This is a genomic window from Pseudomonas asplenii (assembly GCF_900105475.1).
GTDB classification, from domain to species: Bacteria; Pseudomonadota; Gammaproteobacteria; order Pseudomonadales; family Pseudomonadaceae; genus Aquipseudomonas; species Aquipseudomonas asplenii.
This window is the reverse complement of record NZ_LT629777.1, coordinates 5229164-5245293: the sequence shown is the minus strand read 5'-3', so window position 1 is coordinate 5245293 and position 16130 is coordinate 5229164. Positions and strand designations below refer to the sequence as shown.

The window sequence follows — 16130 nt, the reverse complement described above, 5'->3', positions numbered from 1 at the left end:
AGACCCCTCAGTAACGGAACAGCCGCCAGGACAACAGCCGGGCTATCGCGACGATCGCCTTGGCGATCAGGTAATACAGCACGGCCGCGATGGCGAAGAATTCGAAGGTGCGGAATGTCTTGACGTTGTATTCCTGGGTCACCCCGGTCAGGTCGTTGTTGAGTCCGACGACCACCCCCAGCGAGGTCATCAACACCGCCCAGACCATCTGGTTGGTCAGGGGGTAGAACACCACCCGCAGCAGTTGCGGAACGACGATCATCCGGTAGGCCTGGAAGGCGCTCATGCCCAGCGAGCGGGCGGCGCGCATCTGCGTGGCAGGCACCGCCTTGAGGCCGCCGCGAAAGTTTTCCGCCAGGTAGCCGGCGTTGTTGAAGGTGATCCCGGCCAGCAGCGCGAACCAGGAGCTGACATGCAGCCCCAGTGAACCGAGGCCGAAGTACAGGATGTAGATCTGGAACAGCGACGGGGTGTTGCGGGCAATCGACACCCAGCCGTTGGCGACGCCGCGCAGCACCGGCTGCTTGGCCTCGCGCATCACCGTCAGGGTCAGGGCGATCAGCACGCCGAAGATCATCGACAGGGCGGCGGTTTCGAAGGTTACCCAGGCACCGCTGAGCATGTCGGGCAGGGCCCGGAATGCCGCGCGCCACTGGAAGGTGTACTTGAAGTCAAACATGGGCCGCTTCCTCCTGTTGCAACCAGGCCGGCAGGCGTCCGCTGGTGCGTGCGGTGCAGGCGCTGTCGACGCATTCGGCGAGGCTGGCGAAGTGCACGCTGCGCCCGACCAGGCCAGGCGCGTAGTGGGCATATTTGCCAGAGTTGGTCATCAGGGTGCGGGCGTTCGGCGGGATCACCGGTTCGCCGACCATGCACCAGCAAGTGTCGGTGATCAGCGTGGCGCCGAAGCCTTCGATCGCCTCCAAGTGGCCTGCTGCCCGAGCCTGTTCCAGCACGGCCCGGCCGCAGGTGATCGCGACGACCACCGCCGGGTGCTTGTGGCGGCCTTCGCACAGCCGCGCCAGGTGAGCGAATTCGCCGAGGGAGAAGTGCGGGTTGCCCAGCGAGACGACGTCTACCGATGGAGTACGGGCGCAGTTCAGCGCGTGCCAGCTTTCCAGCAGGTCGCTCAGGTTGATGTGTTTTACGGGCAGGGATGCGTCCGCCACTTGCGTCGGGTCGAGGGCTTCGGGCGTGACCCCGGCGATATGAAACAGCGGTGCCGCCGACGTGGTAGCGAACGCCGCGCCAAACGCCTTGAGGTCGTCGAGACTGGGCTGGTTGCGCTCCAGTCCGTGAATCAGCGGGATGCGGCTGCCGCAGAGCAGGCCGATGTGGTAGCCAAGCAGCGGATAGAAGGCGTCGTCGAGTGGCTCCACCGCAGGCACTTCGATCTGCAACTGCGCCTTGCGCCGTTCGGTCAGGTGGCAGCCGGTCAGCGGCGCGCGGCCAGTCAGGGCAATGCAGATATCCAGGTAGTCGGGGTATTTCTGGGTGCGGGCGCCGAGCACGCTGTTGGCGTAGACCACGGCGTTGGATTCGGCCCAGACGATCTGTTCGCCAGCCTTGGGCGCGCTGTCGAGCAGGTAGGGCGCGCAGGTGTAGCTCAGTTGCGCCCCCATGGCCATGTAGGCCGTGCCCAGGGCGCTGGCCGGTTCGCCAAGGGCGGCGTCGACCCCCAGCTCGCGCCAGCGTCGCTGGTCCACGGAAATGGAATTGAGGGTGGTCGGGACGCGCACCTGCGCGCCCCATTGCACCAGTTGTTCGGCAAAGCGCAGGCTCGCCGGCCCGGTATAGATGCAGCCGTCGATATGGGCCTGTGTCACGTCCAGCAGGGCCTTCGCCCCTTGCAGTTCAGCCATTTGCAGAACGATGCGCATGGCGACCTGGGCGGCCTTGCCGTAATGGCCCGCGAGCAGGGCCCGGTCGTGTTCGGTCAGTTCGATCTCAACCTGCGTGCGGTCGTTCGACAGCGGCGCTTGCAGGGCCTGCCAACGGTCCTCGGGGCAGTCGTCGAACAGGCTCAGGTGTGTGCCCTCGACCCGGGCGAAGGCACGGTCGCGCAGGGCGGCGAATGCCTGCGTGCCGATGCACAGCACCGGCAGGGAACGTTCGAAAATCACCCGTGCCACCAGCACACCCAACGTCAGGATCTCATCGGCCTCGGCCAGCACCAACGCGGCCGGTGCATGGCCGTTGCTGATCGCTTCCATCATCACACTGCTGCCGGTGCATGAGCCGCGCCCGCTGGGTAGCGCCAGCACGCGACCGGCCAGGTGTTCGCCGCTCAGGGGATGATGGCGGTCGATCACCTCGCCGCTGAACGGATCGACGCCACCCCAGAAACTGAGGCCGACATCGGCAAACAGCAGGGGACCTTGGGCAGACCCCTCGACCAGGCTGCGTCCGGTCAGGACAGTGGGCGTGCTGGACATTCAGCTGTCCTCAGTAATAGACGTGGGGAATGGTCAGCTCGGTCGGTGGAATCTCGGTGCCGACCCATTTAGTGAACAGTTCCTTGTAGCGTCCGGTACGCACCTGCTGGTTGACGAACAGATTGAGGTAGTTGATCAGGCCGTACTCGTTGCGTGCGGCACCCAACGACACATAGTCGATCACGTACGGGGCATTGCCGACGACCTTCAGCCCCTTGTATTTGCCGGACTTGAGCGTGGCGGCGGCCACGGTGTTGGTGACGACGGTGGCGTCGATATGCCCCTGGGCCACGGCCAGGATGGTGTCGTTCTGCGACTGGTAGGCACGGAAGCTGCCGCTGCCCCAGCTCTTCTGGTCCTTCTCCAGGGCGATGGCTTCGTAGGTGCTGCTGGTGTTGCCGACATTTTTGCCCTTGAGATCCTCGTATTTGGTAATACCGGTGTCCTCGCGGGTCAGGACGACCATCTGGAAGGCGAAGTAGGGAATGCTCATGCCGATGGTCTTGGCACGTTCGAGGGTGTCGGAGGTGGACGCGGTGATGACGTCGACGCGGTCCGACATCAGGGCCGGGATGCGATCGGCAAACGGCGTTTCGACGACCTCGGCGCTGACCCCGAGGACTTTCGCCAGGTCGTTGCAATAGTCGACGTCAAAGCCCACCGGCTTGTTGCTGGCATCGCGCGAGCCCATCGGTGGGAAGTCGAGGGTTACGGCGCAACGCAGCTTGCCCGAGCTGATGATGTCGTCGAGCTTGTCGGCCTGGGCCGTGGCGACGAAGGAAGAGCTGAGAACCACACTGAGCGCTGCGGCAAAAACGGGATTTTTCATGGAAGCCTCGTTTGTCGGTGAGTGGTGTTGGCTATCGTATTATGAATTTCGTATACGATATTAGATTAGCAATGACTGTGCCTGATTCCGGGCGAATGAATGGAATTCGTTACAGAGCCTTGAATTAGAGGGCTTGTTGAAAACAGGGGGGTAAAAGCGAGGGCCTAGGGTGGTGTTACAGAAGGGAGCAGGTGAGGGAGAAAGCGCGCCGTAAAGGAACACAGTGGCAGCAGGGAGGGCCTATTCGCGGGCAAGTCGGATCGCCGCCCACACGCTCCTACAGGGCTGTGTCGACCACAAGATGCGTGAACGCCGCGTCACTGAGCGTGGCTTGCCCGCGAATGGGCCCTCAAGATCAGCACCTGCTCCAGGCCCCGACTCGGTCCTGGTATCACCGCTGGCGATGGGTCTCGCGATAATGGCTCGGCGACAATCCCGTCAGCGCCCGGAACTGGCGGCTGAACGCGCTGTGGTCGGTATAGCCACAACGCAAGGCAATCTCGGTGATCGGCAAGTCTGCCTGCACCAGCAGTTGCGAGGCTTCTTCCAGCCTTGCCTTGTGAATCATCTGTCGTGGCGTGAGCTGGAAGATCCGCTTGCACTGACGCTCCAGCTGGGCCACCGACAGGCCGGCGATCCGGGTCAGTTCGGCGAGGCTGATGGGCTGGGCAAAATGCTCGCGGATATGCGCGTCCACCGCTGCGACTTTCTGAAAGGACGGATGGTTCGACTGTGGCAATTGCAGGTCACGGGAAATGCCCGCCAGGCCGACGATCTGTCCTTGCGGATCGCGCAGCGGCACCTTGTGGGTCAGGCACCAGATCGGCTGGTTGCCGTAATACAGGTGCAGCTCCAGTTGATCGGCCAGTTCGCGACCACTGCCGAGCACCCGACGATCCTGTTCGGTATAGGACGCGCCGAAGCGTTCGGGGAACACCCGGTCGGCGGTCAGCCCGAGCAATTGTCCGGTGTGCTTGAAGCCGCAGCGCCGGGCCAGGGTCTGGTTGGCGAAGGCGTAGCGGGCCTCGGCATCCTTGATGAAGAACACCACGTCCGCCAGGGTATCGAGCAACGGCGCGATGGCGTGCAGGCTGCTCAGCAGCGTCGGCAGGTCGCAGGGCTTGAAGCTGTAGGGCGGGGCATACATGGCGGCAGGCGTCTGGTGGCAACCCTGGGGATCATAGAGATCCGCCGGGGTTGCCGAAAGCCCTGCACTGCGGTTCATGCCTGAGGCGTGTCGTCGAGGCACAACAGGGTGTCGATCCGTGCCGGACTGAACGGTGGCCGTGCTGCTGCGGGCTGCCAGCCGAACAGGTGCGAGGTGGCGCCGCCGCACACCCGTCCCTGACAGGCGCCCATGCCGCAACGGCTGGCCAGCTTGGCCTCGCGCCAGTCGCGGTGGCCGAGCAGGGCGGCGTAGGTGACGTCTTCGCAACGGCAGACCAGGGTCTCCGGTTCGGCCAGGGACTTGAGCCGTGGGTCGAGGACGAAAGCCTTGTTCAAGGTGTCGGCGAAACCCTGCCAGCGCGCCCGGCGTGGCCACAGCGCGCGCGCGGCGTCCTGCTCGCCCACCGCCGCGTGGCCGGCAATCGCACCTTCGACCAGGGCCAACTCGCTGCTGCCGAAACCGGTGCATTCACCGGCTGCGTAATGGTCGGCCAGGCTGCTGGCCTGCCAGTCGTCGACGGCGATGGCCTGGCCCTCGAGCGCGCAACCCAGGGCCTGGCCGAGCTGGGTGTTGGGGATCAGGCCGAAACCGCAGGCCAATCGGTCGCAAGCCAGTTCGACGATCTTGCCGCGCTGCCGCAGACGCACGCCTTCCAGGCGGTCACTGCCAAGGGCGGCGAGCACGTGGGTATCGGTGCGATAGTGGCGGTCGAACAGACCGAAGGCTTGCAGCCATTTATGCGGCCAGCGTGGCAGTTGCGCGGCAAAGCCGGCGACGGCGGCACGCGATGCCTGTTCGGCGACCCGCAGGATCTGCGCGCCAGCCTGCCGGGCAGTGGCCGCGCTGGCCAGCAGCAACGGGCCGCTGCCAGCGATGACCAGGCGTTCGCCACTCATCGGCAGACCGCCCTTGATCAGCGCCTGCAGGCCGCCGGCGCCGGTGACGCCGGGCAGGGTCCAGCCGGGGAAGGGCAGCAGCAGCTCACGGGCGCCGGTGCACAGAAGCAGTTTGTCGTAGCGGATCTGCCAGCCCCGTTGCGGATCTTCGAGCAACAGTTGTTTCGGCGCACTTTGGGCGATCACTCGGGTGGCAGGGTAATAGCGCACGTTGGCGCAGGCGTGCAGGCGTTGGCGCAATTGCCGGGCCAGGGGCGGCAGTTTGGCCTGCGGCCCGTCACGCCAGATCTGCCCGCCGGCCAGCGGGTTGTCGTCGATCAGGCTGATGCGTGCACCGCTGGGTGCAGCCGCGAGGGCGGCGGCAATGCCGGCGGGGCCAGCACCGATGATCAGCAGGTCGGTGGTTTCGATCATGGCCGGGTCTCCACGCGCATGCCGTCCTGGCACAGGGTCTGGCAGGCCAGGCGGCGATAGCCGTCGATACTGACCCGGCACTCCTGGCAGATGCCCATGCCGCACAACGGCGCCCGGCGTTGGTCACTGACCGACGTGCGGCTGCAGCCGTCCCCGCCCAGGGCCAGGGCGGCGGCAACGGTGGTGCCTTCGGCGACGCGCAGGGCGCGGCCGTCCAGGGTCAGCTCAGGCATGGGGCGAAGCTCCGAGAAAGCGTTGCGGCAGATAGGGCGTGGCGGCCAGCGGTGGCGTTTCGTTGAATAGCTGGGCGACCAGCAGGTCAGCGGTGCCGGGTGCGGTGGTGACCCCCAGCCCTTCATGGCCGACCGCCAGCCACAGGCCCTGGCGTTGTGGGTGTTCTCCCACCAGCGGCAGGCCGTCCGGGCTGGCGGCGCGCAGGCCGGTCCAGGCGCGAATCGCATTCAAGTGGGCCAGCCCCGGCAGGTATTCGACGGCACGCTTGAGCATCTTCGCCAGCATCCAGCTTTCGACCGTGAGGTCGCGGGTGCCGAACTGTCGCGAGGCGCCAATGAACAACTGGCCGGTCGGGCGGGGCTGGATATTGCAGGCGGTGGACGGCCCCGTGGCGTTGTGGGCACTGGTGACATAACCCAGTTCCACCAGGGTGTGGGTGACGCGGCCAGGATAACGGTCGGTGATCAGCAGGTGACCTTTCTTCGGCTCGATCGGCAGTTCCGGGCATAGCTCATCTGCCTGCACGCCATTGGCCAGCACCACGGCATCGGCCGCGAGCCAATCGCCGTTGTCGAGGCGGATGCGGTTGCCATCGATTTCGCTGACCCGCGCCCGCCGCTGGCGAATTCCCGGGGTTTCCAGCATCCAGCGGGCGGTGGCCGGGGCATAGAGAATGCCGTCGCCCTGGATCAGCAGACCGCCTTCGAGTCCTTCGCGCAGGTGCGGCTCGCGCTCATGCAGGGCCGTGCCGTTGAGCCGTTCGCAGGCAATGCCGTGGGCCTGCAGGTTGTGGTACTTGCTCTCTGCCACCGCCATTTCCTCGGGGTTGGCGGCGATCCAGAGCGTGCCGTTGCTGCGATAGGCGCAGTGCTCCGGCAGGTCGGGGGCATGCTCACGCCAGCGCTGGACCGAGTATTGGCTCAGTGCCAGCTCCGCCGGGTTGTCGTCGAGCACCAGCAGGTGGCCCATGCCCGCCGCCGTGGCATTGGGCAGGCCGGCATCGAGTACCAGCACGTCGAGACCACGGCGGGCCAGGGCCTGGGCGCAGGCTGCGCCGACGATGCCGGCGCCGATCACGATCACGTTGGCCACCGTGCCTTCGTTCACAGGCGAATGCCCCAGGCGAACGGGTCGTCCTGTTCGAGGATCAGCGTCGCTTCGGCGCTGATATACGCGCGTCCGCGGATGGTCGGCACAATGCGTTGGTCTTCGGTCTCGTAGGAACCTTCGAATTCGCTGCCAATGACACTGGCCTGGCGCCAGATCTGTCCCGGCTGCAGTTTGCCATCCGCCGCCAGGCACGCCAGCTTGGCGCTGGTGCCGGTGCCGCAGGGCGAGCGGTCGTAGGCCTTGCCGGGGCAGAGGACGAAATTGCGGCTGTCGGCCCGGGCATCGTCGGCGAACAGCTCGATATGGTCGACCAGGCCGCCGTCCTCGCCCCGGATGCCTTGCTGTTCCAGCGCCTGCTGCACCGCGAAGCTGTAGGCGGTCAGTGCGTCGAGGTTGTCGCTGGCAACATCCAGGCCGTGCTCGGCGATCAGAAAGAACCAGTTACCGCCCCAGGCGATATCGCCGACCACCTCGCCGACGCCTTGCACTTCCAGGGCCACTGCCCGGCGGTAGCGATAGGACGGTACGTTGCGTACGCTGACCGAGCGATCTTCATGCAGGGTGGCATGCACCGTGCCGACGGGGGTTTCGATGGCGTGGGTACCCGGACCGATCCTGCCCAGATGCGCCAGGGACGCCACCAGGCCGATGGTGCCGTGGCCGCACATGCCGAGGTAGCCGGTGTTGTTGAAGAAGATCACGCCGGCACAGGCCTGTGGGTCTACCGGCTCGCAGAGCAGGGCGCCGACCAGCACATCGCTGCCGCGCGGTTCGAGCACGCAGGCGGCCCGCCAGGCATCGTATTGCTCGGCCAGGCGCTGGCGGCGCTCGGCCATGCTGCCGTGTCCCAGCTCGGGGAAACCGGCGGTCACCAGGCGGGTGGGTTCGCCGCCGGTATGAGAGTCGATCACGCTGATACGTTTCATGGCAGGCCATTGTCGAATGAGGGAGTTCGCAGAGTGGCCTGCGCGGGGGCTGTCCGGCTTGATGCTTTTATCGGACCCTCATGACGAAATCGGCACAGTGCGGGCTATTTCAGTGTGAGCGTGGCAGGTGCTCGAGCAGGGTCGCGCAGACGCCGGCGATATGCTCGTCGAGCAGTTTTACCGCGCGTTCCACATCACGGCTGCGGCAGGCGTCGATGATGTCCCGGTGTTCGTGATCGGCGCGTTCCTTACCGGCTGAAAGGCTCATCTGCATGCGCAGGTAGCGTTCCAGCTTGTCGTTGACCGAACGGATCAGCCCGACCAGGAACGGCCGCTGCGCCGGTTCGTAGAGGCAGGCGTGCAGTTCCCAGTTGAGCTCGGCCCAGCGGCCGACGTCGTTCTCGCCGACGAACTCCTGGCAGATGCGCTCGGCCTTGGCAAAGGTGCTCTCGGTCATGTTCGGGATGGCCAGGCGCAACACCTTGTCTTCGAGCAGCATGCGCACCTCGAACATCTGCGCCAGTTCCAGCTCGGAGAGACGCGTGACCATCGCCCCCCGGTTGCGCTGGAACATCACCAGCCCTTCGGCCTCCAGCCGCTTGAGCGCCTCGCGCACGGGGATCTTGCTGACGTTGAACTGACGGGCTATTTCGTCCTGACGAATCGGTTCGTCCTCGGCAAAGCTGCCGGCGATGATCGCATCGCGCAGGTATCGGGTGATGATCTCCGACGTGGAGGGCGCGTTGCCCAGGTCCGGCAGGTTGAATTTGGTCAGGGTCACGGCGCGGTCATTCGTGGGGGATGGAAAGGATATGGTATACAAAAAACGTTTTGTTTTCCCTTCCTGGTGACGAGCTGAGGCGCCTGGGCCTGATTCAGAGAGCGGGACGTTTGCGCGGCCGGCCGCCCAGCTTGCCGTTCTCGCGAGCCGCCCGGGACTTGGCCTCGGTCGAGCGCGAGCCGCCTTTCTTGCCCAACTGGCCGGCCATCCACGAAGCGCTGCCCAGTACGCCGTGGATCAGCGCAGGCAGGTGCAGGTCGACATCCAGGGCCGGAAAGTGCAGCCCCTGGCCGCTCGGGCTGATGTCGATCTGCGCCAGTTGCGCAGGCTTGGCGTCGGCCAGCCCCTGGGCCAGCCGTGGCGGGAATGACAGGCTCACCCCGGAATCGAGGCGGATCACGACGCAATCGCTGGCCGGATCGTAATGGGCCTCTTGCGCGCGAGGCACCTTGGGTTGAGGAGCATTTGCCTGCTTGAATTCAAGTTCAGTAAAAGTCACCGTGGATCTCCTTCCACTGTTGGCATTGATAGGCCAGGTCTTCGTTCAGTAGTGCACACAGGAGCTTGAGCCTGCGCGAGGAAAAACCGTCATTGCTCCGCAGTTGCGCAGGGCCCTCGGGGCAGCGTAGGTGGAACACCGCTTCGTGCTCCCAGTTCATGACATGCACGTGGCAGGGCCTGTGGTCGTTTGAATAGATCACTACCCGGACATCGTCGAATCGCGCTGTCGTTACCATGATTTGAGATTAACCTATCCGTTTAGGTTTTAGGGGAATTGTCGACGTGTGGCAGCTTCCCGCTGACACTCCCTGTCGACAGACTCAAGGTTAGACGGACACGGGATTACGGCCTTGTCACAGGTATTTCGCGATATATGTAACGACGGCTTTCGAGAGGGAGCGGCTGCGGGCCAGGACCTTAGAGTGCCCGCAGTACCACGATGCCCGGGGTTTTCTTCACATAGGCGAGGAACGGCGAGTCGATGACCTGATAGTGGCTCGATTGGGCCGAAGCGTTGCGCAGTACGGGGCCCTTGTCGGTCATGATGAAGATGCCGGTGTGGGTCACGTCCAGGCCTTCGGTGGGCGTGTAGATGCCAATGTAGTCGCCGGTGTGCAGGCGAGCGATGACCGTGTCGTCGACGAATCGGCTGGGAATGTAGCTGATGGCCCGGGTCACTTCGGCGCTTGAGTTGCCGGCGGCCGGTGTCTTGAGAAGCTTGGTGACCGTTGTCGCGTCCGGGCTGGTTTCACGGGTTATGTCGCGGGCATTGAGCGGTGTGGCATGGGCCCAGTCGGTGAAGAAATGCCGGCGGCTGAGGTAGCTGACGTCGCCGTGTTCGTAACGGGTGTTGATCACATTCGCAATAAAGCGCGGCAGGCTGTCGGACTTGCGCAATGCCTCGACGTAATCCAGGTAGGTGAAGCAGTCCAGGCCGCGAAAGTCGATCACCAGCTTTTCCGCCGACGTCGCCGACCCCACCAGCATGTGCGGCACGTAAGGCGTGCCGAGGAAACTGGCAGATATCTCGTCGATGCGCTGGCCTGGGTCGTCGTGGCGCTCTTGGATCAGCCGCGACTCGATCTGGTTGATCCTGTCCCGGGTGTAGTCGTCCAGCTTGAGTGTCGCTGCGAGCGATACCTGGGGGAAACCGCTCAGCATCAGGCCGATTGCCAGGCCCGACAGGATCGGCAGTAGCTTGTTCATACCCTCTCCGAAAGGCAGCACGTTGCTGTTCTTACCACGCGTGTGCCGCCGAACATTGTTTTCCCAGCCGCCGTGGCTGTCAAAGGAAACCGTGACGCGGCCTTGTGAACAGTTTTGATGACACTGCGCGAACGCGATATTCTCATGCCCGCCAGCCCCTGGTTTTCCTTGAGCATCATCACGCATGTCCGAATCACCGCCGGCGGGGCACCGCCAGTTCAGTCGCAGCCTCAAGACCCTGAACCTCGCCTACCTGAACGAGTCGGGCCAGGGCGCGGTTACGCCAGCGCCCCGGCGGATCGCCTTCGTGCTGCTCGACAACTTCTCGATGATGGCCTTCACCGGGGCCCTGGATGGGCTGGTCACGGCCAATCTGCTGGGACATGCGCCGCTGTACGAGGTGAAAACCTTCGGTATCGATCAACTGCAGATTGCCTGCGACCTGGGCATTTGCATCGCCGCCGATGACTACATCGACGCCTTGCGCCCCGATGGCGCCGACCTGCTTATCGTTTGCGGTGGTCTACGCAGCCCATTGCAACCGGCCGGCAAGAAGCTGGTGGAAAAACTGCGCCAGTGCGCGCGGGCATCGATGCAATTGGGCAGTCTCTGGAATGGCTGTTTCCAGCTGGCCCATGCCGGTCTGCTGGACGGCCGTTCCTGCACCGTGCACCCGGAGAACCGTGCCGGCCTGATGGAAATCTGTCCGACGGTCCGGCTGTTGCCACAACCCTACGTGGTCGATGAGGGGCTGATCAGCTGTGCCGGCGCCAACAGCGCCCTGGGCCTGATCCTCAACGTGATTCGTGCCCAGCAGGGTGACGAACTCGTCAGGGGGATCGAGGCGATCCTCAGTTGCGACCGCAGCGAGCAGACCGACAACATGCCGCTGGCCCGGGTCTCGCGTGATCCGCGCCTGCCGGTGGCCCTGCAAAGTCTGCTCGACCTGATGGAAAACAACATCGAAGACCCGTTGGAACTCGATCAACTGGCCGCCTACGTCAACCTGTCGCGGCGTCAGGTCGACCGGCTGTTCCAGCAGTTCATGCAGAGTTCGCCCAAGCGTTACTACCTGGAACTGCGCCTGACCCGTGGCCGGCAATTGCTGTTGCAGACCAACGAGTCGGTGATCAACATCGCCACCGCCTGCGGCTTTGTCAGCTCGGCGCACTTCAGCCGCTGTTTCCGTGATTTCTTCGGCCATACCGCCAGCGAGGCGCGCGCTCGCCATCGCTGAGGCAGGTCACAGCCTTGACCTCGGTCAAGGCTGGCTCCTCACACCGCGCTACTGTAGCCACTCCAACCGGGCCAGGGATTGCTCGCCGCAGCAATGGGCCCGGTACATGCTCAAGGAGGAGGTAAATCATGCGCTCACTGAAGATCATTCTGCTGTCCACTGCGTTCAACGGTCTCACCCAGCGTGCCTGGCTGTCGTTGCGTGAAGCCGGGCACGAGCCCAGCGTGGTGCTGTTCAGCAGCGAAGAGGAAGTCTGCCGACAGATCGAGGACAGCGGTGCACAGTTGGTCATCTGTCCGTTTCTCAAGGATCGTGTTCCCGCACAGTTGTGGCGCAATGCCGAACGCCCGGTGGTGATCATCCATCCGGGGATTGTCGGTGACCGTGGCGCCAGCGCGCTGGACTGGGCCATCAGCCGCAAGCTCTCATACTGGGGCGTGACCGCCATGCAGGCGGCCGAGGAGATGGACAGCGGCGCGATCTGGGCGACCCGTGAGTTCGAGATGCCCGCCCAGGTGCGCAAATCGCAGTTGTACAACGGCCCGGTGGCCGATGCGGCCTTGGCCTGCATCCATGAAGTGGTGGCCAAATTCGGTACCGACTTCGAGCCGACGCCGCTGAATTACGACTCGCCAGAGGTACGCGGACATCTGCAGCCGAACATGAAGCAGAGTGACCGCAGCTTCAGTTGGCATGACGGTGCCGAGTTCATCAAACGCCGTATCGACGCAGCCGATGGCCAGCCCGGCGTTCTCGCCACGCTTCAGGGCGAACAGTTCTACCTCTATGACGCGCATCTGGACAGCCGCTGCGGAACGCCGGGGCAACTGCTGGCAGTGCACGATGACGCGGTGCTGGTCGCCACCGGCGATCACAGCCTGTGGATCGGCGCCTTGCGCCGCAAGCCCGCGGCGGGCGAGGAAACCTTCAAGCGTCCTGCGCGTCATGTACTGGCCGGGCGTCTCGATCAGGTGCCAACCCTGGACTGGTCGATCAGCACCCATCGGCAATGCCAGGAAGCGTACCAGCCGATCTGTTACCGCGAAGTCGGTGATGTCGGTGAGCTGACCTTCGACTTCTACAATGGAGCGATGAGCACCGAACAGTGCCGTCGGCTGGTGAGTGCGCTGCGCTGGGCCAGGGCGCAGGACACCAAGGTCCTGGTATTTCGGGGTGGGCCCGGCAGTTTCTCCAACGGCGTGCACCTGAACGTCATTCAGGCGGCCGCAGTGCCGGGGCTGGAGGCCTGGGCCAATATCCGCGCCATCAATGATGTCTGCCGCGAGCTGCTCAGTGCCCGGCAACTGGTGATCAGTGGCCTGACCGGCAGTGCCGGGGCGGGCGGGGTGATGTTGGCGCTGGCGGCGGACGTGGTGCTGGCCCGCGACGGTATCGTGCTCAACCCGCACTACAAGACCATGGGGCTCTACGGCTCCGAATACTGGACCTACAGCCTGCCGCGTGCGGTAGGCAGCGACCTGGCGTTGCAACTGACCCAGCAATGCCTGCCGCTGAGCACCACCCAGGCGCTGGCGATGGGCATGCTCCAGGGGATCGGTCCACGTTGCCCGCAAGCCTTTGGCGAATGGTTGATGGGCGAGGCCCAGCGCCTGGTCGACGAGCCGCACAGGGCTCGTGAGAACAAGCAGGCGCCGGACCTGGACGCCATGGAGTATTGCCGCGACCTGGAACTGGCGCAGATGCAGCAGGACATGGTCCAGGACCGCAACGGCTTCGCCGGCAAGTGCCGCAACTTCGTGCTGAAACGCAAGGTCTGTGGCACTCCGGAACGTCTGATCGCCTCCTGGGCCCGTCCGACCCGGACGAAGCCTGGCGTGCTGAGCTGCTAAGCCAGCACGTGGGCATGACCGAGGGTCGACACCTGTACCTGGCTGCCGACCCTCGGTGCCAGCATGCCGCTGCTGCGAACCAGCAGCGGACGTTTTTCTGCGCTGCTCAGTTGCACGGTCAAGGTGCAGGTGTTGCCGCCGAAATCGCGGTCGGTCACCACTGCTGGGCAGCCGTCGACGTCCCCCGTACCGAGTGCGGCCAACTGCAGTTGCTCGGGGCGCAACATGATCCGTGCCGGGCCATGAATGCCTTGGTCGTTGACCGCAATCCGTCCCAGTTCACACTCCGCCCAGCCGTTATCGATCTGCGCGGGAAGAATCACGGCATCACCGAGAAACGCGGCCGTGTCCTCGTCGACCGGGCGTAGATAGAGATCCATCGGCGCCCCGGCCTGTACCAGTCGGCCCTGGCGCATGACCGCCAGTTGATCGGCAAACGACAGCGCCTCGGCCTGGTCGTGGGTCACCAGGATGGTGGTGACGCCAGCCTCCGAGAGCAGGCGGGCGACCATCTTGCGCATGGCCGCGCGCAACCCGGTGTCGAGGGCCGAGAAGGGCTCGTCGAGCAGCATCAGTCGTGGGCGTTGGGCCAGGGCCCGAGCCAGGGCGACCCGCTGCTGCTGGCCGCCAGACAGCTCATGGGGCCAACGTTTCGCCATCTGTGCATCCAGCGCGACGCTGTTCATCAGTTCGGCGATACGTGGCTGTTTCTCGCCAGGCCTGCCAACGAGTCCGAAGCCGATGTTCTCGGCCACCGTCATATGTGGGAACAACGCGCCATCCTGCGGTACATAGCCGATCAGCCGCTGGTGGGCGGGGATTGCGGTATTGGCGTCCACCAGCGGCTGGCCGTCGAGCAGGATGCTGCCGGCATCGGGGAACTCGAAGCCGGCGATCATCCGCAGCAGGGTGGTTTTGCCCGAGCCCGAAGGGCCGACAATCGCCGTGCGGCTGCCGGTGGCGATCGACAGGTTGATGTTCTCCAGGGCCGACTGTGCGCCGAAGGACTTGTAGAGGGAGTTGAGTTCCAGAGCGTTCATCGGCCCGCCGTGCGTTTCGATTGATGGTAGAGAAGCCCGGTCAGCGGCAGCGACAACAGGATCATGATCAGCGCATAGGGCGCGGCCCCGGCGTAGTCGATTTCGCTGGTCAATGCCCAGAAACCGGTGGCCAGGGTGCGCGTACCATTGGGCGCTAGCAGCAGGGTCGCGGTCAGTTCGTTGACCACGGCCAGGAACACCAGCGCTGCACCGGCGGCAGCCCCCGGTGCGGCGAGGCGCAGGGTGATCAGCCAGAGGGCCTGAGCCGGCGAACGGCCCAGGCTCTGGGCGATGTTCTCCAGCTCCACCGGCGCCTGGGCGATGCCGGCCCGAAGGCTGACCAGTGCCCTGGGCATGAACATCAGCAGGTAGGCGAGCAGTACGGTGAAGGAGGTCTGGTAGATCGGCCGGGCGAAGTTGATGGTGACCGTGACCAGCGCCAAGGCGACGACGATGCCGGGTAACGAACTGGTGATGTAGTTGCAGCTCTCCAGCAGACGATGCAGCCGACCGGGCGAGCGGATCGACAGCCAGGCCACGGGCACGGCGGCGCAGGTGGTCAACAGCGCACCGGCGATGCCGAGCAGCAGCGTCTGTTGCAGGGCCGGCCACAGTTCATCTGCCTGCCAGACCTCCCAGCCACCGGCGATCAGCCAGTTGCCCAGGGTCATCAGCGGCACCCCGAGGGCCAGCGCGCTGCTGAGCAGGGGGAGGCTCAGGCCCAGCAGCTTGCCGCCAGTACCAAGCTGTACCGTCCGTTGCTGGCGGGCCGTACCGGAGCCGACCCGGGCATAGCGGGCTTTGCCCCGGGCTGCCGATTCGACGGTCAACAGCCCCAGGCAGCACAGCGCGAGCAAACCGGCCAGGGTATGGGCCGCCGGGCCGCTGAAGGTGGATTTGAACTGGTCGAAGATCGCCGTGGTGAACGTGTCGAAACGGATCATCGCGTAGAGCCCGTATTCTGCCAGCAGATGCAGGCCCACCAGCAGCGAACCACCGCAGATCGCCAAGCGCAGTTGCGGCAACACGATACGCACGAACACCGCCCAGGGTTTGAGCCCCAGTGATTCGCCGACGTCCTCGATGGCCGGGTCCAGGCGTCGCAGGGTGGCGGCGATGGGCAGGTAGAGGAACGGGAAATAGGCGATCACCGAGACCAGCACCCCGGCCCCCAGGCCATGGATCGACGGCACCAGGCTGACCCAGGCGTAGCTGTGGACGAATGCCGGTACTGCCAGCGGCGCGGTGGCCAGCAGTGACCAGAGTCGGCGACCGGGCAGGTCGGTACGCTCGGTCAGCCAGGCCAGTGCCAGCCCCAGCATCACGCACAAGGGCAGGGTGATGAGGGTCAGCAGCAGGGTGTTGATGGCGAGTTCCGCCACGCGGGGGCGCCATACCAGTGCTTGCAGGGTGCTCCAGCCGGTCTGCCAGGCAGAGAGCATCACGAAGGCGATGGGCAGCAACGCCAGTAGGGAAAGCAGCAGCGACAAGCCGATGATCCAC

The 16130-nt window shown here is 64.8% G+C and carries 16 protein-coding genes; 2 read left to right on the top strand and 14 right to left on the bottom strand.

Annotated features, from left to right (window positions below; all coding sequences use genetic code 11):
• Nucleotides 1–7 precede the first annotated feature (7 nt).
• The 12 genes from BLU37_RS23185 to BLU37_RS23130 form a co-directional block, all read right to left on the bottom strand.
• Nucleotides 8–679, bottom strand: coding sequence for an amino acid ABC transporter permease (locus BLU37_RS23185; RefSeq protein ID WP_029532234.1), 672 nt, complete (start codon nt 677–679; stop codon nt 8–10).
• Nucleotides 672–2435: a cis-3-hydroxy-L-proline dehydratase gene (gene lhpI, locus BLU37_RS23180; RefSeq protein ID WP_090209315.1), complete on the bottom strand. Its 1764-nt coding sequence runs from the start codon at nt 2433–2435 to the stop codon at nt 672–674. The genes BLU37_RS23185 and lhpI overlap by 8 nt, the downstream gene beginning before the upstream one ends.
• Nucleotides 2436–2445: 10 nt before the next feature.
• Nucleotides 2446–3264: an ABC transporter substrate-binding protein gene (locus tag BLU37_RS23175; protein ID WP_010450806.1), complete on the bottom strand. Its 819-nt coding sequence runs from the start codon at nt 3262–3264 to the stop codon at nt 2446–2448.
• 391 nt (nt 3265–3655) lie between these two features.
• The gene (locus tag BLU37_RS23170; RefSeq protein ID WP_090209312.1) at nt 3656–4411 is read right to left on the bottom strand and encodes an AraC family transcriptional regulator; all 756 of its coding nucleotides are present in this window, start codon (nt 4409–4411) and stop codon (nt 3656–3658) included.
• Between the two features lie 74 nt (nt 4412–4485).
• Nucleotides 4486–5742, bottom strand: a complete 1257-nt coding sequence (locus tag BLU37_RS23165; protein WP_090209310.1) for an NAD(P)/FAD-dependent oxidoreductase — start codon at nt 5740–5742, stop codon at nt 4486–4488.
• Entirely contained in the window at nt 5739–5975 is a 237-nt protein-coding gene (locus tag BLU37_RS23160; protein ID WP_090209307.1) for a (2Fe-2S)-binding protein, read from the bottom strand. The genes BLU37_RS23165 and BLU37_RS23160 overlap by 4 nt, the downstream gene beginning before the upstream one ends.
• Entirely contained in the window at nt 5968–7083 is a 1116-nt protein-coding gene (locus BLU37_RS23155) for an NAD(P)/FAD-dependent oxidoreductase (protein WP_019361921.1), read from the bottom strand. Before BLU37_RS23155 ends, BLU37_RS23160 begins: the two co-directional genes overlap by 8 nt.
• Entirely contained in the window at nt 7080–8012 is a 933-nt protein-coding gene (locus BLU37_RS23150) for a 4-hydroxyproline epimerase (protein WP_090209304.1), read from the bottom strand. The genes BLU37_RS23155 and BLU37_RS23150 overlap by 4 nt, the downstream gene beginning before the upstream one ends.
• 109 nt (nt 8013–8121) lie before the next feature.
• Nucleotides 8122–8793 carry a GntR family transcriptional regulator gene (locus BLU37_RS23145; RefSeq protein ID WP_010450795.1) on the bottom strand — a complete coding sequence of 224 codons (672 nt, stop codon included), beginning with the start codon at nt 8791–8793 and terminating at the stop codon, nt 8122–8124.
• Nucleotides 8794–8887: 94 nt separating this feature from the next.
• Complete coding sequence (locus tag BLU37_RS23140; RefSeq protein WP_090209302.1) at nt 8888–9292, bottom strand: DUF2442 domain-containing protein; 405 nt, start codon at nt 9290–9292, stop codon at nt 8888–8890.
• Entirely contained in the window at nt 9279–9530 is a 252-nt protein-coding gene (locus BLU37_RS23135; RefSeq protein WP_010450792.1) for a DUF4160 domain-containing protein, read from the bottom strand. Before BLU37_RS23135 ends, BLU37_RS23140 begins: the two co-directional genes overlap by 14 nt.
• A gap of 181 nt (nt 9531–9711) precedes the next feature.
• The gene (locus BLU37_RS23130) at nt 9712–10500 is read right to left on the bottom strand and encodes an N-acetylmuramoyl-L-alanine amidase-like domain-containing protein (RefSeq protein ID WP_090209299.1); all 789 of its coding nucleotides are present in this window, start codon (nt 10498–10500) and stop codon (nt 9712–9714) included.
• A 184-nt stretch (nt 10501–10684) separates the two neighbouring features.
• On the opposite strand from BLU37_RS23130, the gene BLU37_RS23125 reads away from it, so the two are divergent.
• Together BLU37_RS23125 and BLU37_RS23120 are read left to right on the top strand one after the other, a co-directional pair.
• On the top strand, nt 10685–11737 hold the full coding sequence (locus BLU37_RS23125; RefSeq protein WP_010450789.1) for a GlxA family transcriptional regulator: 1053 nt from the start codon (nt 10685–10687) through the stop codon (nt 11735–11737).
• Nucleotides 11738–11865: 128 nt separating this feature from the next.
• Entirely contained in the window at nt 11866–13587 is a 1722-nt protein-coding gene (locus tag BLU37_RS23120) for a hydrogenase maturation protein (protein WP_090209296.1), read from the top strand.
• On the opposite strand, the gene BLU37_RS23115 is transcribed toward BLU37_RS23120, so the two are convergent.
• Together BLU37_RS23115 and BLU37_RS23110 are read right to left on the bottom strand one after the other, a co-directional pair.
• Nucleotides 13584–14627 carry an ABC transporter ATP-binding protein gene (locus BLU37_RS23115; RefSeq protein WP_090209293.1) on the bottom strand — a complete coding sequence of 348 codons (1044 nt, stop codon included), beginning with the start codon at nt 14625–14627 and terminating at the stop codon, nt 13584–13586. The genes BLU37_RS23120 and BLU37_RS23115 overlap by 4 nt on opposite strands.
• Nucleotides 14624–16126, bottom strand: coding sequence for an ABC transporter permease (locus BLU37_RS23110; protein WP_408003685.1), 1503 nt, complete (start codon nt 16124–16126; stop codon nt 14624–14626). The genes BLU37_RS23115 and BLU37_RS23110 overlap by 4 nt, the downstream gene beginning before the upstream one ends.
• Nucleotides 16127–16130 lie beyond the last annotated feature (4 nt).